General features: G+C 35.1%; 21 protein-coding genes. 3 read left to right on the top strand and 18 right to left on the bottom strand.

Translation table 11 applies throughout. The annotated features are described in order from the left end of the window. Positions 1-4: 4 nt before the first annotated feature. The 6 genes from ACKXGU_RS10700 to ACKXGU_RS10675 are packed head-to-tail and all read right to left on the bottom strand — an operon-like array spanning position 5 to position 4,308. Positions 5-418, bottom strand: a complete 414-nt coding sequence (locus ACKXGU_RS10700) for a VOC family protein (protein WP_463465310.1) — start codon at positions 416-418, stop codon at positions 5-7. 10 nt (positions 419-428) lie between these two features. Then, the gene (locus ACKXGU_RS10695; protein ID WP_103051022.1) at positions 429-659 is read right to left on the bottom strand and encodes a hypothetical protein; all 231 of its coding nucleotides are present in this window, start codon (positions 657-659) and stop codon (positions 429-431) included. A gap of 12 nt (positions 660-671) precedes the next feature. Further along, positions 672-1,010: a hypothetical protein gene (locus ACKXGU_RS10690; protein WP_463465309.1), complete on the bottom strand. Its 339-nt coding sequence runs from the start codon at positions 1,008-1,010 to the stop codon at positions 672-674. A gap of 2 nt (positions 1,011-1,012) precedes the next feature. Then, positions 1,013-1,987, bottom strand: coding sequence for a deoxyhypusine synthase family protein (locus ACKXGU_RS10685; protein WP_463465308.1), 975 nt, complete (start codon positions 1,985-1,987; stop codon positions 1,013-1,015). Then, on the bottom strand, positions 1,977-2,918 hold the full coding sequence (gene speB / locus ACKXGU_RS10680; RefSeq protein WP_463465307.1) for an agmatinase: 942 nt from the start codon (positions 2,916-2,918) through the stop codon (positions 1,977-1,979). The genes ACKXGU_RS10685 and speB overlap by 11 nt, the downstream gene beginning before the upstream one ends. Next, positions 2,911-4,308, bottom strand: a complete 1,398-nt coding sequence (locus ACKXGU_RS10675) for a type III PLP-dependent enzyme domain-containing protein (RefSeq protein WP_463465306.1) — start codon at positions 4,306-4,308, stop codon at positions 2,911-2,913. The genes speB and ACKXGU_RS10675 overlap by 8 nt, the downstream gene beginning before the upstream one ends. Before the next feature lie 477 nt (positions 4,309-4,785). Here ACKXGU_RS10675 and ACKXGU_RS10670 point away from each other — a divergent pair, with 477 nt between their 5' ends. Genes ACKXGU_RS10670 through ACKXGU_RS10660 form a run of 3 tightly spaced genes read left to right on the top strand, consistent with a single transcriptional unit; the run spans position 4,786 to position 7,030 of the window. Continuing rightward, positions 4,786-5,271: a carboxypeptidase-like regulatory domain-containing protein gene (locus tag ACKXGU_RS10670; RefSeq protein WP_463465305.1), complete on the top strand. Its 486-nt coding sequence runs from the start codon at positions 4,786-4,788 to the stop codon at positions 5,269-5,271. A gap of 12 nt (positions 5,272-5,283) precedes the next feature. Then, complete coding sequence (locus ACKXGU_RS10665) at positions 5,284-6,297, top strand: transglutaminase domain-containing protein (RefSeq protein WP_463465304.1); 1,014 nt, start codon at positions 5,284-5,286, stop codon at positions 6,295-6,297. A gap of 16 nt (positions 6,298-6,313) precedes the next feature. Next, positions 6,314-7,030, top strand: coding sequence for a hypothetical protein (locus ACKXGU_RS10660; RefSeq protein ID WP_463465303.1), 717 nt, complete (start codon positions 6,314-6,316; stop codon positions 7,028-7,030). 8 nt (positions 7,031-7,038) lie between these two features. Here the strand turns inward: ACKXGU_RS10660 and ACKXGU_RS10655 are convergent, their stop codons facing one another. The 12 genes from ACKXGU_RS10655 to msrB form a co-directional block, all read right to left on the bottom strand. Next, entirely contained in the window at positions 7,039-7,914 is an 876-nt protein-coding gene (locus ACKXGU_RS10655) for a pseudouridine synthase (protein ID WP_463465302.1), read from the bottom strand. 76 nt (positions 7,915-7,990) lie between these two features. Beyond that, positions 7,991-8,905: a geranylgeranylglycerol-phosphate geranylgeranyltransferase gene (locus ACKXGU_RS10650; RefSeq protein WP_463465301.1), complete on the bottom strand. Its 915-nt coding sequence runs from the start codon at positions 8,903-8,905 to the stop codon at positions 7,991-7,993. Between the two features lie 11 nt (positions 8,906-8,916). Then, positions 8,917-9,849, bottom strand: coding sequence for a mevalonate kinase family protein (locus ACKXGU_RS10645; protein WP_463465300.1), 933 nt, complete (start codon positions 9,847-9,849; stop codon positions 8,917-8,919). A gap of 36 nt (positions 9,850-9,885) precedes the next feature. Continuing rightward, positions 9,886-10,983, bottom strand: a complete 1,098-nt coding sequence (locus tag ACKXGU_RS10640) for a diphosphomevalonate decarboxylase (protein WP_463465299.1) — start codon at positions 10,981-10,983, stop codon at positions 9,886-9,888. Between the two features lie 7 nt (positions 10,984-10,990). Then, positions 10,991-11,524 (bottom strand): DUF1697 domain-containing protein, encoded by a 534-nt coding sequence (locus ACKXGU_RS10635; RefSeq protein ID WP_463465298.1) that lies wholly within the window; start codon positions 11,522-11,524, stop codon positions 10,991-10,993. Then, entirely contained in the window at positions 11,521-12,738 is a 1,218-nt protein-coding gene (locus tag ACKXGU_RS10630) for a BaiN/RdsA family NAD(P)/FAD-dependent oxidoreductase (RefSeq protein ID WP_463465297.1), read from the bottom strand. The genes ACKXGU_RS10635 and ACKXGU_RS10630 overlap by 4 nt, the downstream gene beginning before the upstream one ends. After that, positions 12,735-13,424 carry a glycerophosphodiester phosphodiesterase gene (locus tag ACKXGU_RS10625; RefSeq protein WP_463465296.1) on the bottom strand — a complete coding sequence of 230 codons (690 nt, stop codon included), beginning with the start codon at positions 13,422-13,424 and terminating at the stop codon, positions 12,735-12,737. The genes ACKXGU_RS10630 and ACKXGU_RS10625 overlap by 4 nt, the downstream gene beginning before the upstream one ends. Then, entirely contained in the window at positions 13,424-14,290 is an 867-nt protein-coding gene (locus ACKXGU_RS10620) for an acyl-CoA thioesterase (RefSeq protein WP_463465295.1), read from the bottom strand. Before ACKXGU_RS10620 ends, ACKXGU_RS10625 begins: the two co-directional genes overlap by 1 nt. 8 nt (positions 14,291-14,298) lie before the next feature. After that, positions 14,299-17,970: a metallophosphoesterase gene (locus ACKXGU_RS10615; protein ID WP_463465294.1), complete on the bottom strand. Its 3,672-nt coding sequence runs from the start codon at positions 17,968-17,970 to the stop codon at positions 14,299-14,301. 52 nt (positions 17,971-18,022) lie between these two features. After that, positions 18,023-19,585 carry a protein adenylyltransferase SelO gene (locus ACKXGU_RS10610; protein WP_463465293.1) on the bottom strand — a complete coding sequence of 521 codons (1,563 nt, stop codon included), beginning with the start codon at positions 19,583-19,585 and terminating at the stop codon, positions 18,023-18,025. A 2-nt stretch (positions 19,586-19,587) separates the two neighbouring features. After that, positions 19,588-20,127, bottom strand: coding sequence for a peptide-methionine (S)-S-oxide reductase MsrA (gene msrA, locus ACKXGU_RS10605; RefSeq protein WP_463465292.1), 540 nt, complete (start codon positions 20,125-20,127; stop codon positions 19,588-19,590). Beyond that, a complete protein-coding gene (gene msrB, locus ACKXGU_RS10600; protein ID WP_463465291.1) occupies positions 20,117-20,578 on the bottom strand; it encodes a peptide-methionine (R)-S-oxide reductase MsrB in 462 nt (153 codons plus the stop codon). Before msrB ends, msrA begins: the two co-directional genes overlap by 11 nt. Positions 20,579-20,698 lie beyond the last annotated feature (120 nt).

The following is a 20,698-nucleotide window of genomic DNA, read 5'->3' as shown; positions in this document are numbered from 1 at the left end:
GTTTTTAGGTTTTGAACGCTTCGTTTGGTTTTTTAAAGCTTTTAAATTCTAGCATGTAACCATTCGGGTCCTGAATAAAAAATGATGAATGCTGACCCATTTTACCTTCCAAAAAGGTGGCTTTGGCAACCAATTCCAAACCTGCGTCCTTAAGATTATTATAAATTTTCTTCCAAGCGATACTGTCGACAATAACACCAAAATGAAAGGACGGCAAAATATGCCCTTCGAACACATAATTAGGGTTATTAAAATCAAACTTACCTGCTTTGGTGAACGTTATTTGGTGACCAAACAAATTAATATCTACCCAACTTTGTGTGTGCCTTCCTAAAGAAGCCCCTATGCTATCCACATAGAAACTTTTGGTGTCCTTAATGCTACGGCATGGTAGGGACATATGAAATGATGTATCCATAATGACTGAATTATACAGGTTTTAAACTTTCAACTCTATAAATCACCAAGTCTTCGTCATCATCCTCGTAAACTTCCACAAACGTAATACGGAATTCCTGGTCCCTTAAACTTTTATCATTTTTTAAATCGAATTGCTTTAAAACGCGAGGATGCACCTCCTCAAAAACCAATTCATCTCCATTTTCAAACCAAAACGTGTAATACCCGTTTTTGTAAGACTTAAAAACAGCTGTTCTCATGACTACACTAAATTAATCTTCGTCGTCTTCCTCGTCATTAGCCATGTCATCCTCAACATCCAACTCTGGATCTTGAACTGCTTCTGGATCATCATCATCAAAGTCTTCATAATCATCTTCATCATAATTTTCCATAGTTACAGCTAACTTGGTACTCACTTTTACCAAATATTTGGTGTCGCTGGTTGTTACCTCAACGGCATCAACAATTTCATTATTGGCATTCCTAAATGAAATAATTTGTTCGTCATCGTAGCCATCGGGATATTTTTCAACCAATAAGGCCAAGATTTCGGGAGTTAGTTTTTTAAAGTCAACAATGACACGTTTTAGATTGTCTCTTTTGTTCATAATTACATATCTAATAAGTAGGCAAAAATTAGTGGTGCTACAATAGTGGCATCACTTTCTATTATAAATTTTGGTGTGTTAATATCTAATTTACCCCAAGTTATTTTTTCGTTAGGGACAGCTCCGGAATAGGATCCATAACTAGTTGTTGAATCACTTATTTGACAGAAGTAACTCCAGAAAGGTGTATCAGTACGTTCCATATCCTGATACAACATCGGCACCACACAGATAGGGAAATCACCGGCAATACCACCTCCTATTTGAAAGAACCCAATACCTTTTTCAGAATTATCGGTGTACCAATCGGCTAAAAATGTCATATACTCAATACCAGATTTCATGGTGCTAGCCTTTAATTCGCCTTTCAATACATAGCTTGCAAAAATATTCCCCATGGTACTGTCTTCCCAACCTGGGCAAACAATGGGCAGATTTTTTTCGGCTGCCGCATACATCCAAGAATTTTTCAAATCTATTTCATAGTATTCTTCTAAAACTCCTGAAAGCAACATTTTATACATAAACTCATGCGGTAAATAGCGCTCGCCTTTATCTTCAGCCTCTTTCCAAATATTGAAAATATGCTTTTGTAATCTTCTAAAGGCCTCTTCTTCTGGAATACAGGTATCCGTTACACGATTTAAGCCTTTCTCTAACAAATCCCATTCTTCTTGAGGTGTTAAATCCCGGTAATTAGGCACACGCTTGTAATGTGAATGTGCTACCAGGTTCATGATATCTTCTTCAAGATTGGCACCTGTACAAGACACAATATGCACTTTATCTTGGCGAATCATTTCGGCAAAAATCTTACCCAATTCAGCTGTACTCATAGCGCCAGCCAAGGACACCAACATTTTGGCACCTGAATTCAATTGATCTTCATAAGCCTTGGCTGCATCAACCAAAGCCGCTGCATTAAAGTGCAAATAATACTTTTCAATAAACTGTGATATGTGTCCTTTAGTTGCCATCCTCGTCATTAAATTTAGAAAATTTATTAATACCTACTTTAGATTCACTAAAATTATTATCGAAATCGTCTCCTACCGCATCATGCATGAATTTATAGGACAGCATTTTATAGTATAATTTAGCTGCTAAAAAATCTGATGACCGTTCTTTTGAATTTGGACATAATTCCACAATATCAAATCCCACAACATTCTTTTCTTGAAAAACTTGTCTTAAAAAATCCAGTGTTTCATACCAAAATAGACCTCCTGGTTCTGGTGTCCCAGTACTCGGTATGATAGATGGATCGAACGCATCTAGGTCAATAGTAATAAATACATTATCGGTCATTAAATCGATAGCGGAATCCATCCAGTTATCATCAACGGCCATATCGTGAGCGAAGAAGGTTTTATCCTCATCCATAACCGTTGTTTCAATGATATCCATACTACGAATACCAACTTGAATCAGGTTGGTTGTCTGGCTAGCTTCGTAAACCGCACAGGCATGATTACATTTACTACCATGGTATTCTTTACGCAAATCGGCATGCGCATCCAATTGCAATACCGTTAGATTATCATAACATTCATTGAATGCTCTAATGGTTCCGATGGAAATCGAGTGTTCACCACCAAAAATGGTTACGAACTTATTTTTCTTGATATATTTTTTTGTGATATCATGAACGGCATCTACCATACTTTCTGGAGATTCGTTTTCTGTTACTGGATCAGCCAGATAAACGCCTTGTTTGTAAACCTCTGTTCGGGTCTCAATATCATAAAGTTCCATGTTTTCAGAAGCATTTAAAAAAGCTTCAGGACCTTTATCAGCTCCTTTTTGCCAAGTACTCGTACCATCGTAAGGTACTGGAATCAGTACAATTTTTGAATTGTCTAATTTGGAATATTGGTCTTCTATTCCGGCATACGTTTTATTACTCATTGTAACCTAAAATTTTAAGTAAGTCTTCACTTTTTTGTTGTTCACTAAATAGTTTTGTGCTAATGTTTCCATCAGCATCTTTATTAATTAAAATATGCTTTGGCGATGGAATCAAACAGTGCTGCAGGCCTCCAAATCCGCCAATAGTTTCCTGATAAGCTCCCGTGTTGAAGAAGCCTATATATAATGGTTTTTCTTTATTGTATTTTGGTAAATAGATAGCGTTCATGTGCTGTTCGCTATTGTAATAATCATCACTGTCACAGGTTAAACCACCTAAAAGCACACGCTCATAACTATCATACCAACGATTGATGGGCAGCATAATAAATCGCTTGTTAATAGCCCATGTATCAGGTAAGGTGGTAATGAATGATGAATTAATCATATTCCATTTCTCACGATCGTTTTGTTGTTTCTGATACAACACCTCATAAATGGCACCACCACTTTCCCCAACGGTAAAACTACCGAATTCGGTAAAGATGTTTGGTACAGCGACCTCTTCAATTTCGCAAGCTAATTTGATTTGATTGATAATTTCATCAACCATATACTCATAATCAAAATCGAAAGCCAATGAATTTTTAATAGGGAATCCACCACCTATATTCAAACTATCCAAGGTTGGACAAATCTTTTTTAAGCCGGTGTACACCTTTAAACATTTGGATAATTCGTTCCAGTAATAAGCATTATCCCGAATTCCAGTATTGATAAAGAAGTGCAACATTTTAAGCTCAACTTTTTTATTGTTCTGAATCTGGTTCTTATAAAAAGGCACAATGTTTTTGTACCCAATTCCCAAACGAGAGGTATAAAATTCGAATTTTGGCTCTTCTTCTGAAGCAATGCGAATACCTACGTTAAACTTGCCCTTAATCTCCTCGGAAAGCAAATCGATTTCTTCGTAATTATCAATAATAGGAATGGCATTTTTATGACCGTTGTTGATCAGTCTCGCAATATTGGTGACATATTGCGCACGCTTAAAGCCATTACTAATTACGTAGGTTTTATCGGTAATCTTACCTTCAGCTTTTAGGTTCTCAACAATATCAATATCAAAAGCCGATGACGTTTCAATATGAATATCATTCTTTAAGGCTTCATCCAAAACATGCTTAAAATGTGAACTTTTAGTGCAGTAACAATAGTTGTATTTGCCTTTATACTTATGTTTTTTTATAGCATCACCAAACCATTTTTTAGCGCGATTGATATTATTGGATATTTGTGGCAAATAGGTAAACTTCAGAGGCACACCATATTGCTCCACCAATTCCATTAAATCAATATCATGGAATTGCAGTGTTTTGTTTTCAAGTTTAAATTCATCTTGAGGAAAATCAAATGTTTGATTTACCAGATCTATGTATTTAGTATTCATTAATTTTCTATTTGAAATTTAAAGGTAAAACCGAAAATATTCTTCGGTATTAAGATATCATTAAATATCAATAAATCAAACTTGAATTTGAGGATGGGTCGTAGGTATAAAACCAAACAAATGTTGGCTCATTACGATGTAGAAAGCGGAAGTTAGCTCTAAAATTCGGTTGCTCAATCGATAAGCGGCTTTTGAATATGACTTCCTAATTTTCAAAGGCCCGAACGTATAAACAGGGTTCAATTTGTTCAGCTAAATATGCTGCAAATGTAATTTATTTTTTCACACAGCAAACATTTTCATATTTTTTTTAAAATTATTTTGAAGCCCTGAAATTCAGTATCTTTTTAGTCTTAAATCTTGAAATTCCGTTTTACTAACTGAAATGACCCATTCACTTTAAAAATAGATGAAATACCTAATCGCTATTTCTTTTATGCCATGAATAGCGATAGATTTGGGTAAAACTTAATAATTATGAAAACATCAGCAACTATGACTCCGAAACAAAATGGCCCTAAACAGCCTCAAACAGTTGACCAAACTGTTTCAAAAAAACAATACCATTGGCCATTTGACCTTCATGGACAGGTGTTCAAAAAATCCTTGCATTTTTTTGGTATTATTATGATTGCACTCGTTTTTTCAAACAGCATTCAGGCGCAGAACAATATGACTGTGAAGGGAACTATTACAGATGATAATGGTCCAGTAGATCAAGTTACCATTACATTAAAAGGCACCGAAACCAGAACCATTTCTGACAAAAAAGGGTTGTTTACCTTTCCTCAAGTATTAAAGAAAAATGACGTATTGGTGTTTAGTCATGTAGGTTATCAAACCCAAGAAATTAAAATAGACCGAGACACCCCTTTTATTGAGGTTGCTTTAGCATCGGAAAATATCCAGATATTAGGTGCTTTACAAAGTGACAAACCTTACAAAAGCAAGCGTCAAAAATAGAATAGCCTTTAAATGAAGCAATTCCTATACATAGGTCTTATTTTAATAGCGTGCCAAATCCAAGCCCAGCAATCCGATTTTAGTCATATTGACTTTCGGAAAGCCGACAGCTTGGCTTTGGCATATCAGGATGAAGACTTATATGATTTGCAGAAATTGACCAATAAGTTAACAATGGGTTTGACAACCGATGCCGAGCGATTTAGAGCGATTTATTATTGGGTATGCACGAATATAAAAAATGACTACAGTCAATATATAAAGAACAAGCGTAAGCGTCAACGGTTTCAGTCAGACAGCCTAAAAACTGAAAACTGGAATCGCGAATTAAAAAAGGATGTGTTCCGAAAACTCATAAAACACAAAAAAACCATTTGTACAGGTTACGCCTATATGGTTCAAGAAATGGCTTCTTTGGCAAACATCCCTTGTGAGATTGTACATGGTTATGGAAAAACTAGTACTAATCTTATTAGTGAAACTGACACTCCAAACCACACCTGGAATGCTGTAAAGCTAGACGACAAATGGTATTTGTGCGATCCAACCTGGGCCAGCGGCATACAGAATCCTGAAACTGGTACTTTTATCTTTCAGTATAATGATGGTTATTTTCTATCAAACCCAGCCTTGTTTGCCATTAACCATTATCCAGTTGATACCAGATATCTTTTATTAGATGACAAGACTCCGACTTTTAATGATTTTTTAGAAGCACCTATTGTTTATGGTAATGCCTATAAAAGTCTCGAAGCGCACAATGAACCCAAGATGTTTCATAACACCATTAAGAAGCACGAAAACATTGCGTTTTCTTACACGTTAAAAAAGCCTGTTTCCAATAAATCCATTCGATTACTAATTGACAACGGTAACAGCAATAAACAAATTACACCGAAAAACATCCAAATCACAGATCATAACCTCACCATGGAACACCAATTTAATAGTAATGGTTTTTATGATGTCCATCTGATGATTGGTGAAGAATATATTTCTACTTATACGTTTGAGGTGAAGGGATAAAAAAGGCATTTTAACTATGCATAAAAACAAATTAAATATTCAAAAAATTATGAAAAACTATATTTTAATCTTGCTGATGTTTGTTTCTCTAGTAAATTGTTCAAATGACAGTGAAACTTTTCCTATTCAAGGAAATTGCAACTATATTAATTTTAAATATTATAATGATGCTCAATATTCACTCGGAGAAATGTCTAATGAATATTTGATAATAGGAATAAATGAAACATATGAAAATGTTGAAATTGAAAATTTTATTTCATCTATAAATATTGTGGATCAAAATTACGATTATTCGATTTTTGAAAGTATTGGAATGTATGATTTCAAAGTAGTCCCCATAAAATTCAATTCGCCGAAAAATTGTAGGGAAATAACACAAATAATTTCTGAATTAAATCAAAATGGGATCGTTTCTTACTCACATTTTACCATGCAAACAGATGATTGTAATAACCAAATTGGGATATCAATGGGGGATTTATGTGTTAATACTTATTTAAGCAGTTTTTATGTAAAAGTATTTGATGAAAACGATTTGTCAGACTTAAACCACATGATTGAAGAAACAAATACCGAATTAGTGAGACAGAATCAATTTATGGAAAAATGGTTTGAGTTAAGAGCCACTAAAGATTCTGAAGGTGATGCTTTAGCTATGGCAAATTTATTTTATGAGTCTGGACTTTTTGAATATTCCGAACCCTCAATCATGAAATACGCAGTAGAATAAAAAATAAACTATAACATCTTTAGAGTATTCACCTCTTGCTCGGTCAAATGTTTCCAGTGACCACGCGGAATATCCTTTTTGGTTAAATGAGCAATAGCCACACAGTCAATTTTAATGATATCATACTTAAAATGATCAAAAATAGTCCGGATAATGGTATTTCCGGTGTTCTTTATTTTTAGGCCTATTTGGTTTTTGCTTTGACCCTCAATATAACTAATCTCCTCAACCGTGATTGATTTGCCATCAACAGTCAAGCCTTCCTGAATACTTTTAAGGTCTTCAAATTTTAGGTTTTTATCCAACTCCACCTGAAACAAACGCGACACACCATTTTTGGAATTAGTGAATTTTTTAACCACGGTTTCATCATTGGTAAACAACAACAATCCGGTTGAGTTTCGACCCAAACGCCCAATTGGTTTTATTCTGGCATTAGTGGCATTGGCTACCAAATCCATAACCGTTCTACCCTTACCTTCACTGGTAGTCGTCGCAAAACCTTTAGGTTTATTCAACAAGACATAGGCTTTTTTCTCCGGATTAATACGCCTGCCGTCATAACGCACATCATCATCCAGTTTGACTTTGTAACCCATTTCAGTGACTACTTGCCCATTAACCGTAACCAAACCAATGGCTATGTGCTCGTCGGCTTCACGACGTGAACAAATACCTGAATTAGCTATGTATTTATTTAATCGAATATTATCAGAATCTTGCGCTTTTTGAGGAGTACTTTTCTTTTTCATGGGCGCATTGCCACGAGCCAAGCTTTTACCACTTGCATTCCCACTATCTCTACCAGACCTGACGCCTTGATTGTGTCTTTGTCCTCTTCCTGAAGGTCGCTTGCTGCCACCTGTTCCTTGCTTTCTGCTCATATTAGTATCCCACAAACGTGGTATTCAATTAATTAATACTGTAAATTTTGTGCAAAGATATATGATAATTACTTGCTTAACTAATAATTGGAATTTTATTCAGAATTACGGACACATCAATTAATGGAATTGAGGCAACACCTGCAATAATGATAAACTTCAAAATGTTATGAAGGGCCAAATAATGCGTCTTGTTGTTTGACCTCCACAACAAAAACTGAAAAACCACTAATAAAATCACACTTAAATAGAAGAAATAAGACATTCTTCCAACCTGATATTTATAGATGAGCAAAAATGCAGGAATCAATGTTAAAACACCCAGAATCGTCAACATGGTTTTTGAAACCTTTTCGCCGTAAACCACCGGAATGGTGTGATAGTTTTGTGCCAAATCGCCCGTAATATTTTCAAGGTCCTTGGTTAACTCGCGCATAGAAATAATTAAAAACAAAAACATGGCATGCACGAAAATGACCGTTTCAAAATTTTTATAATAAATGAAGATGATAAAAAATGGCGTGATAGTTAAAATAGCCGATGTTAAATTACCTACGAAAGGCATTTTTTTAAGCTTGTGCGAATAAAACCAAATGGCAAAAATGTAAGCCGAAAAGAATATTACGGCGCGAAACGATACATAACTTGCCAGAATAACCGCTATAAAATTCAGTACAAAATAGAATGACAATTTAGTGTTTTGACTCACCAATCGATCTAGCATGGACTTTTGCGGCCTATTAATTAAATCCTTCTCGGAATCATAAAAATTGTTGATAATATATCCTGCTGCTACCGTAGCTGCAGATGCCAAAACCAACATAAACTGGTTTAAATCCAGTAATACGGATCGCAACGGCTTGTGATGTGCTAGAATAAACACAGCTGCCAGATATTGTGCTACAATAATGATGAGAATGTTATAGCCTCTCACGACAGAAAACATACTAAAAAACTTTAGTAGAATGTGTTTTTGTCTACGAGATAACATGTTGGGAAATTTTAGAAGTTATATACAACCTCTAATTTATAATCTTTCAGGGATTCTTTGGCCTTTTCTATGTTTTCAGTAAACCCTAAAATGTATCCGCCGCCGCCAGAGCCACAAAGTTTCAAGTAATACTCATTGGTCTCAATACCTTTCTTCCAAAGTTCATGAAACTGTTTAGGAATCATAGGCTTAAAATGATTGAGAACCACCTTAGACAATTGTTTTGTGTTTTTAAACAGGGATTTTACATCGCCTTTTAAAAAGTCGTCTACACAAGCATCGGTATGTTTGATAAATTGATCCTTCAGCATACTACGGAAACCTTCTTGTTTCATATTCTCCATGAAAATACTGACCATAGGAGCTGTTTCGCCAACCACACCGCTATCCAATAAAAAGACAGCCCCTTTTCCATCCAATTTCTGCGATGGGATACCCGTTGCCTCAATATTGTCTTTTGAATTTATTAAAATTGGGATACTTAAATAACTATTCAAAGGATCTAATCCTGAAGATTTTCCATGGAAAAAAGATTCCATTTCAGAAAAAATGGCTTTCAACTTTAGTAATTTTTCTCGTGTTAAATTTTCAAGAACCGTAATCTTATCTTGAGCATATTTATCATAGATAGCCGCAACCAAAGCACCACTACTACCCACACCATATCCTTGAGGAATAGATGAATCAAAATACATCCCTCTGGCCAGATCACTTCGTAAGGCTTTTAAGTCAAACTTAACCAAGTTACTGTCTTCAAGCGTTTCTAAATAATCAGCAAACCGGGTTAAATTATTATTGGATTTTTTTGCTTGTTCAGTATCCTTATTGGAAACCTTTAAAGCGCCATTATAAAAGTTATATGGAATCGATAATCCTTTGGAATCCTTGATGATTCCATACTCGCCAAAAAGTAGAATTTTTGAATAAAAGAGTGGTCCTTTCATAATTTAGAGCAATTACTTTATCAAATATACGACTTATTATTCAATTTGGTTTGCGCCAAATCCAATTTGGTCGCAAATATATTCCCCATTTTTACAATATGCAACTAACTCGTTCTTAATAAATTCCAATATTTTTTCAGACTCCTGTTTTGGATATAGTACATGCACATTAGCACCCGCATCGAGCGTAAAACCAATATGTAAACCTGTTGCTTTTCTAAATTCCCATATTCTGTTTATAATTTCCAAAGTATTGGGTTTCATCAAAATAAAATAAGGCATACTCGTCATCATCATAGCATGAAGTGTCAATGCCTCACTTTCAATCAAAGCTATAAACGCATTCAAATCGCCTGATTCTAGAATAGGCTTTAAATTAGCCAAATTATCACGGGCTTGCTGAAATCGGTTTTTGGCATAAGGATGCCCATGCATTAAATTATGCCCAACGGTACTACTGACTTGTTTTTCTCCTTTATCAACCAGCAAAATGGTGTCTTGGTACTGCTTAAAATTATTGTGAACCTCATACGAGTATTTCACTCCAAACAAATCGTTGCTATCTTTAATACTTGCTGTTTTTCCCCAAACAATCAAATCGCCTTCAATACTTCTACATGCCGAACCAGAGCCCAAACGTGCCAAAAACGATGCTTTTTTGTTGAAGAAGTCTTTAGAATCTTCACTTTCGCTCTGAATGACATTAAGCTTTTTCTCAATGCTCATTAGACATAAGGCCAAAGCACTCATACCAGAAGCTGAAGAAGCTATGCCAGAGCTATGCGGAAAGGTATTTTGGGTTTCTATTTTGAAATGAAATAACCTTAAAAAAGGCAAATACGACTCAACACGTTCAAAGAATGTCTGGATTTTAGGCTTGAAATCATCTTTTCTTGAGCCATCCAAATACACTTCAAAAGAAAAATCAGTATTGTCTTCTTTTGGAGTATAAGAGATTGTTGTAATCGTTTTACACCTGTTAAGTGTAAAACTAATAGATGGGTTTTCAGGAATTTGATGCTTCTTTTTTCCCCAGTATTTCACCAGTGCGATGTTACTTGGAGATTCCCAGATAACTTTACCATCTTGCTTTGAAACAGTATACGGTTTCGGGATAAAATCGTGTTCAGTCATGATATGGCTAATCTTCGGACAAAGATAACAACTTTATCATGGTATTGTAATTTCTTGCGGTTGCGATTGTTTGAAATTTACGTTCAAAAAAATTCACGTTAAATTTTGCCTGACCAAAACCCTTTTCATTAAAATAATAGATACAATTCTCTATGATCTGATAGTCCTCTCCTTCATACTCTTTTTGGGAAGCTTCGCGGACCATATCAGAATCTGGCATATCGTGTAACATCATAAAATAACTCGTTTTCTTTTTTTCTTCAGGAAACGGTGATTGATCAAAAATACGTTTCAGTTCGGTTCGCGTTTTGGCTAAAACCGACACCTCAAAGCCAAAATGTTTGAGAATCGCTTTTGAAATCGTTACTTCAACTTTTTGTTGATTTTTTTCAGAAGACTGTAAAATAATATTTCCACTTTGAATATAGGTTCTGACGTTTGTAAATCCAGAATTCGAGAGCAGTTGACGCAATTCGGTCATAGGTACTTTTTTGTGACCGCCAACATTAATGCCTTTTAATAAAACGATGTAAGTTGTCATGATGAAATTGCTTTAGATGCAATGTACGCTCCAGTCCATGCATTTTGAAAGTTGAAACCGCCAGTAACCGCATCAATATTTAAAACTTCACCAGCAAAATACAAATTAGGGTGCAATTTGCTTTCAAAGGTTTTGAAATCAATTTCCTTTAGGTCCACTCCACCAGCCGTAACAAATTCTTCTTTAAAGGTACTTTTTCCTTCAACATTGAAAATAGCTCGGGTAAGTTGATTCGCCAAATCTTCCAATTGCTGTTTATTCATATCTGCCCAACGTTCATTTAGATTAATTTTGGAAGCTAATACCAATTGCTGCCATAAGCGCTTTGGTACATTATATTGAGCTGATTTAAAAACGGTTTTCTTGGCGTATTCCTGCTTAAAACCCTTCAAGTTTTCTAAAGCCTCTTCAAACGTTCTTTTGATGAAGTTAACCTCAATTTGAAATGTATAATCCATTTTGGCAAGTTCTAAAGCACCAAAAGCTGACAGCTTTAAAATAGACGGCGCACTCATTCCCCAATGGGTAATTAATAACGGACCTTCTGACTCTAACTTTGTATTTAAAACTTTTACGTCAACATCAGCGACCACAACTCCTGGAATGTCCTTTATACGAGAATCGTTAATATTAAACGTAAAAAGTGAAGGTACAGGCTCAATAATAGTATGGCCTAAATTTTTTAAAAGCTTCCAGAATTTGACACTACTTCCTGTAGCTACAAGTAATTTTTCGCAATGAAACGTATCTGATTTTGTTTTAATTTGAAAACTAGAATTATCCTCATTGGGTTTTATTTCAACGACGTTTTGACTGTAATAAATATCCTCTTGATGTTTAATGGTTTCATTTATAAAACAATCGATTATGGTTTGTGAAGAATCCGTAGTTGGAAACATACGCCCATCATCTTCAATTTTAAGCTCCACACCACGTTTATCAAACCATTCAATAGTATCGCCTGTCATAAACTGATGAAAGGGACCCAATAACTCTTTTTCCCCTCTAGGATAATTCAATACCAATTCATGCGGAATAAATTCGGCATGGGTAACATTACAACGGCCTCCTCCAGAAATCTTTACCTTTTGTAAGCCTTCCTTGTTCTTTTCAAGAATGCAAATTTTCAAATTTGGATTGTGTTCAGCTATGTTGATAGCCGCAAAAAAACCTGCTGCTCCTCCACCAATTATAATAACATCGTACTCTTTCATACTCTATCGGGATAATCGGAAATAATGCCATTGACTCCGTAACGTTTCATTCTGGCAATGGTTTTTTTGTCATTTACGGTCCAAGTATTCACCAAAAACCCTTGTTGTTGAGCCAGTTTTACATTCTCTTGGGTAAGTAATGCCACATTAGGATGAATGATTTTTGCTTGAATGGTTTTCGCAAATTCGACAGCTTCCATGACACTAGCTTTTGTCAAAACAGCCAATGGTATGTTTTGATTGGTCTTAAAAACCGTTTCCAATTCGTGATGCTGAAAACTGGAAACTATAAAATCGCTGTAATCCCAATTGGAATTTTCAATACACTTTTTTATGATTTCACATGTTTTTATGGCCGTATCTTTTCCTTTTAATTCAATATTCAACAGGCATTTGGCATCAATAAAATTCAAGACGTTTTCTAAAGTTGGAATGGTGTATGCATCTTCAACTTTTAGTTGTTGTAATTCTGAAAGTGTATGTTTAGATACTTCTCCCGAACCATTGGTCATTCTATCTAATGTAAAATCATGAAAAACAACCAATTCGCCTGAAGCACATACATGCACATCTACCTCAATACCATCCACTTGAAATTCTAAAGCTTTTTCTATGGACTCTATTGTATTTTCAGCTATATGACCTTTGGCACCACGATGGCCTATATTTAAAATTTTATGCATCATTATGAATTCATGGGTCGCATGAGGCCTTCTTGAGCAACAGAAGCCACAAGTTTTCCATCTCTAGTAAATATGTTGCCTTTTGCAAAACCCCTCGCATTAGACGTGTTAGGTGACTCTATGGAATAAAGCATCCAATCTTCAAAATCAAAATCACGGAAATACCACATGGAGTGATCCAAGCTTGCTGTTTGTGTATTTCCCCAATGGGCCTTGCTTGCATGCCTATTCATAGCAGCTGCTAAAATATTATAATCAGAAACATAGGTTAAGATTTGCTGTTTGGTTCCCAAATCAAGATTTGCCGCATTACCCTTTAGCTTAAACCAAACATTGGTTGATGGCGGTAAATCTTCTTTATTGAAAGGATTTACAACTTCTACTGGCTTAAATTCAATAGGTCTTTCAATCTCAATAAAACCTTTGGTTTTTTTGGGTATCAAATCACCAAATTGCTCAAGCATGTCTGTCCAACTTAATAAATCTTCAGGTTGCTTCACATCCGATTTTATATCAATTTGATGGTTGTACCCTTCTTCATCTTTATGAAAGGAGGCAGACATAATAAAAATAACCTGTCCCTTTTGACTAGCCGTTACACGTCTGACTGAAAAACTGCCACCATCACGCATAATACTTACGTTGTATTCTATTGGAAATTCCAAATGCCCAGCCTCTAAAAAGTAAGCATGCATAGAATGGAGCACACGATTGTTATTAATAGATCTATGGGCGGCATTAAGTGCTTGGGCGAGCACCTGTCCACCAAAAACGTTAGGGCTTCCCACTGTTTTACTAATGCCGTGGAATTGGTTTTCCTTTATTTGCTCTAATTGAAGTACTTTTAATAAATCGTCAACTGAATTCATGTCTTTTTTTAAAATTTTAATCCGAATGCCAAAGCAAAACGCATACTATCATCACTATTAAAAACAGAAATGTTAGCTGAAAAAAGCTCGGCAGCAATTACTAAAATACCACCACCATAGGAATTGTGCCACACACTTGATGTATCATTGGACAACCAAACCCTCCCGTAATCAAACCCACCATAAACTCCAAGATTTATGGGCAACAAACCTGTTTTTAATTTTCTAAATGTATATCTTAAATCGGTTAATTGATAATAAGCATGTTTACCTGTAAATCGCTGGTTTCTATATCCTCTCAATCCATCGCTTGCACCAATTGAGGCGCCTTGATAAAATTCATAATTATTCCCGAAAGTTATATGTCCTTTCAATTTTGTAGCAAAAACCAACTTACCGTTAGGCGTTATTTTATTATCAAAACTTAAGCTCGGGATGAAATACCCAAAATCCGCAGAAGTATCAACATTAGTTCTGTACCCTAACTTAAAATCTGATTGAAAACCATTGGACGGATATGCTTCATTATCCCTATTTTTAAAATGATAACTCAATTCTGCTCCAAAGAAATTATTTCTGTTTTCAATTATATTGGCATTGTAATAGTCATTAATGAATCTGTCTTGGGTTTCTTCAACTTCAATAGACTCATAACTTACTTCTAGTTTTACTTCACTTCCTAATTCACCTTTCTTTATTAATGATGGCGCTATTCTAAACGTACTTAATTTAACACGATTGAAGTCCATATTTTCATTAGAGCCATCAACATTGGGATTTGACGTTTCATTACCAAATCCAAAGAAATTTATGCTGTAATTAGGGCTAGTAAAACCAGCTTTTAATCCTAAATTCAACCTCCCAATCACATTTGAAAATTCACCGGTGTACATTAAATCAAATCCGCTAGTGGCAAAATAATAGGATGCTGTTAACTTGTGCTGCGATGAAAAAGGATTTCTTTCAAAGCCATAAGCTGTATAAGTATTTGAAAAACCAAGTTTAACACCATCATCAGGGTTAAATCCAATAACAGGTAAAAATTGATTAGCATTATTTTTAAGCTTTTTATAATTATAAACATTGGTTTCGTAGTCATCAATCAATTTCAAGCTACCTTTATTGGTTTTGAATGTGTTGGGTTTAGACTTAAAATCGTAGGCTTTAACTTTTTTGCCATTTTCAATATCGTAAACATCATTGTTTTGACCTCCAATTAATCGGATTTTAATGAGATTCGAGCCTTCTCCAACCACGTGTAAAACATCATCATCATCCAAAGCGTAAATCCAAATTTCTTTTGTGATGTCTTTGTTATATATTCTCTCGTGGAACACATCTGCCTTTTCGCCTCCCTTAATCCTGTATGCCGTTACCCTAGTTTTACCCATTGGTTGCCGTTCAATTTCAAACCAATCATCCTTGTTGGTCCCTTTAATCACTGCATATTTATTGATATAAGAGTAATATTCATCAGAGATTTTTTGAAGGTTCTTTAATCTACCTTTTAATTGTTCTTTAATCAAGTTAATTACCTCGTCGTGTAATTCTTTAGGAACGTTTACGAAGGCTTCTTCAATAATTTCATCCGTTATATTAGAAGTAATTAATTTCACCTGTTTATCCCAAACGGATTTTTCAGAATTATTTATTAGAGCCATATCCAAAGGATAAGGTGAAAAGCTAAACCATTTAGAACTTTTTAATTCAACATCATATCCTTTAAACTTTCTTGCTGCTGGTATCAAACTTGATCCTATCCCCATTAAAAACCCATCGTTCATATTAGAAAAAACCTGATCGCGATCTCTTGGCATTGGCACATAAACCGTTTTTCCATCACGATTAGTCTCTGCCCATCGCCATTGATCCTGATGTCTATCCCAATCACCAATTAACATATCAAACAATCTTGCTCTAACGTAAGCTTCTTCATCTATTACAATATCTTCATCCGATTGAATTTCCAAAAGCATATCTGCTGTACTAATCAACTCATCAGAAAACCCGAAACTTGCTTTATCACCATGATCATCACCAGTATGCTCTTCTATCATATACAGTTCATCACCAAAAAAATCGTTGTAAGGCTCAATGGCTTTTTGATGAGGTATATAATATAATTTTGGATTGGTATGCAAAAGACCAATGGCATCAGATAATGTTCCTGTTATAAATGGCGCGTAAGGGTATGACCCTGTGAACACATGAAACAACAATGTTTCGGCTGCAGTGTCATCAAATTGCCCCTCAACGTATTGATCCTTAAATGCGGAAGCCTGAATAAAATTAACAGCATTTTTACGCAAACCTCTCATAACATACTCACGACCAATGGAATCCTTTAATCGTAAGGAATTGGATTGCGTACCACCACCTCTTCTCACTGGTGTAAGACCTCCCAATAGAGTGTCTAACATAACTGTTTGAACTTCAATTGGCGTGCTGTAATGTTTGGCATATCGTTTGCCCCACAAAAAATTATAAAAAGCACTTTTTTCTACTTCTTCTTGTGTATAAATAGATGCCTTTACTTTTGTTGGTACATTTTTATCATAGTCCTTGTTTTGCTCAATCTGTTTTGAAAAAACTTGTTTAGAAAATGCCACTTCATCTGCATCTACCGCTAAAAATTCAACCCGTGAGGAACCATCTTTGTAAACATCCAATCGTGCATATCCATTCTGGCCATAAGAAAAAATACCATTTCCAACATTTCTTGTTGCCGTTTTCTTGGATCCTGAACCACTAACTATTTGAACTAAATTATCGGACGACAGATACTGCAAACTATGTTCATGACCAGAAACAAAAACAACCCTGTCATTTTCTTGAGACAAAGTAACAATGCGTTTTCTAAACTCGTTATATCTTTTGTTTTGCAAATCTTCAGGACTAACACCTGTACCTTTTCTTAAAATGTTTTTTAGTGTTCCTAAAAAAGGGATGGGTTTCATGTGCTCAATAAAACTATATTGCCCACCATGAGGTCCGTTTGTAAACATAGGATGATGTATGGCCACAATAGTCGTTTTTCCTCTGGCTTTTTTAATCAAACTCTCATATTCGTCAAAAAAAGCTTCTCGAGTTTTAATATCGCAGTCGTCGTTTATAGTTGGATGGTTATCCCAATTGGTCAAATACCATTTTGAATCTACTATAATCAGCTCGATGTCATCCGTGATTGACTTATCTTCAATTGGGCAGCCATGCTCTGGTAAAAAAGTATTCTTCCCCAAAGCATCATCTACAAAATCTTCCTGGCGCTCCAATCCCTTTAACCCTTCAGAATACCAATCGTGATTACCTGGAATAAAAATAGTTTGTCCTTTAAAATCTTTGACTGCATCTATTTGAGACTGTAAATAAAATTCAGCATCCGACCTGTTTTTATGGTCTTTATCTGGCAATCCTTTAGGGTAAATATTATCACCTAGGAAAATGACTGTACTATTTTTTGGCGCTTTTTTTAAGTCTTCTTTAAGCAACTGTAAGGTTGTTGCTGGAGTATTGTTGGGCGAGTAACCAGCATCACCAATCAAATAAAAAGAATGTGCAACTTCTTGATTTGTAGAAAATCCTTCATTGTTAGTATCTACAATTTGTTTTTGGTATGTAGCGCATGAATACACTATACCCAGTAAAACCAATTGAAATAACTTATAGATTATTTTCTTCATTGAGTTGAATTGGTTTAGCAAAGATACATATTATAGTATTTTTTAGAACATATCACGAACTACATGACAACATGGAACAACCTACTTTATGTCTGGCCCATTCAGGGCGTTTTGCAAACCATTTCTCATTTTCTGGTTGCTCATCATAAGGTTTTTGAAGTAATTTAAACAATTCATCTATTAAGCCATAATTACCTTTATCAGCTTCGTCAATAGCTAATTGTGCCATATAATTTCGAAGCACATATTTCGGATTGAGCGAATTCATTTTCACTTTTCTTTCACCATCTGTAAGACTTTCTTTTTTAAGTCTGCTTTTATATGCATTAATCCACTTATTCCAAGTTTGTCTGACTGAATCAGATATTTCATTAGGCTTATAAAATGCTTTTTCAATAACCTGCAAACTGTTATCGGGATCATCCTTTTGCACATTGGCAAGATTTCTAAAAAAGATGGTCATATCTGTTTCAGAAATCTGCAAAACATTTTCTAAATCTTGAATCAATTTTATATCATGCTCCAATTGTAATTCCAAACCAAGTTTTGATCGCATCATTTCCAAAGACTTTACTTCAAAATTGGTTTTATAAGCATTCAAAATAGCTTCTAAAGGTTCAGCCTCTTCAATTAAAGGATACAATGCGTTGGCCAATTGGTATAAATTCCATAACCCAATATTTGGTTGATTACCATAACGATAGCGTTTATGTTGACTATCTGTTGTATTGGGTGTCCAACCAAAATCAAAACCCTCCAACCAACCATAAGGGCCATAATCAATGGTAAGTCCCAGTATTGACATATTATCAGTATTCATGACACCATGAACAAAACCCACGCGTTGCCAATGGACGATCATATCTAAAGTACGCGAGGATACTTCCTCAAAAAAATTGATATAAGTATCTTTTGAAGGTTTACCTAAATGTTGGAAATGCTGTTTAATAGTGAAATCAAGGAGTGTCTTTAAAGTTTCTAAATCTTGTCTTGCTGCAAAAATTTCGTAATTACCAAATCTTAAAAACGAAGGTGCCACTCGACACACAATAGCTCCTTTTTCATAAGCCGGATTACCATTGTACATAACATCACGTAAAACCTGATCGCCTGTTAATGCCAAAGAAAGCGCTCTAGTTGTAGGTATTCCCAAATGATACATAGCTTCACTGCACAAGTATTCCCTGATTGATGATCGCAACACAGCTAAACCATCTGCTGAACGTGAATATGGTGTTTCTCCTGCACCTTTTAGTTGCAATTCCCATGATTGATTATTATGATGAATGTCTCCTAAATTAATAGCTCTTCCATCTCCCAACTGTCCTGCCCATTGTCCAAACTGATGTCCACCATAGCACATAGCATAAGGTTTTGATTCTTTAGGAATTTGATTTCCAGTAAACACTTTTAAGAAATCACCTGTTTCAGAATCGGCTTTACTCAAACCCAAATCCTGAAGTACTTCAGGTGAAACATGAAGCAGCTGAGGACTTGAAGTTTGCTTCGGATTCACATAAGAAAAACAAGCATTTAAAACCTGTCTTCTTGAGTTTTCAGAATTAGAATCTGCTGGAAGATTATCAGTAAATGTGTGCTTGAATTTCAGGTTCATTATTATTTTAGTTTATTGGCATGCATCTGTTTCAACTTGGCCAATTTCGGATTTATTACAAAGGTACAATATCCATAGTCAGGATTATTTCTATAAAAATCCTGATGCTCCTGTTCAGCTTCATAAAAAGCTTCAAATGGACTTATAACCGTTACAATGGGATTGTTATAATATTCCTGAAGTGTTTCAATAACATCTTCAGCTACTTGCTTTTGCACCTCATTGTGATAAAAAATTGCAGAACGGTATTGAGTTCCAACATCAGCACCTTGACGATTTAAGGTTGTTGGATCATGAGTGGTCATAAAAATCACCAGAATATCTTTATACGATATAACACTAGGATTGAAAGTCACTTGAACAACTTCGGCATGACCAGTTAATCCTGAACAAATTTCACGATAAGTAGGATGACCAGGAACATTACCACCTGAATATCCTGAAACAACTTTTTCAACGCCTTTAACTTCTTGAAAAACGGCTTCTGTACACCAAAAACATCCGCCTCCAAATGTTGCTACTTGAACATTATTATTTTCCATTTGCAAGCTCCTTGTCTAAAATCATAGATTCAGAATTAATACAGTAACGCAATCCACTGGGTTCTGGACCATCAGGAAACACATGCCCTAAATGCGCATCACAAGTATTGCACATAACCTCAACACGAATCATCCCAAAGGATGAGTCTTTTTTGTACTTAATAGCATTCACTTTAATGGGTTGCGTGAAACTTGGCCAACCGGTCCCTGAACTAAATTTTATTGTTGAATCAAACAAAGGTGTATTACAACATACACAATTGTATTTACCTGCTTCGTGTGAATGACAATAAGCACCAGTCCCAGCCATTTCTGTACCTTTTTTTCTAGTGATTCTATATTGTTCATCGGTTAATATGGTTCGCCATTCAGTTTCGGTTTTTTCAACCCGCTCGTCTGGAACAGAGTTTCCATTAACTGTGAAATTGATAATATTATTCCATGTCAACATTTTATATGATCCTTTCTTTTAATTAATATATACTTTTTAACCTAATTATAGACGTAAAAAGTAATAAATTCTTACTTATTTTTATGGAGACAAGATGAAAGTACTGACTAAAAATACGAC

It is taken from the genome of Hanstruepera sp. CR43 (assembly GCF_055227665.1).
The sequence above is the reverse complement of the archived record's forward strand: the minus strand, read 5'-3'. Positions and strand labels throughout refer to the sequence as shown.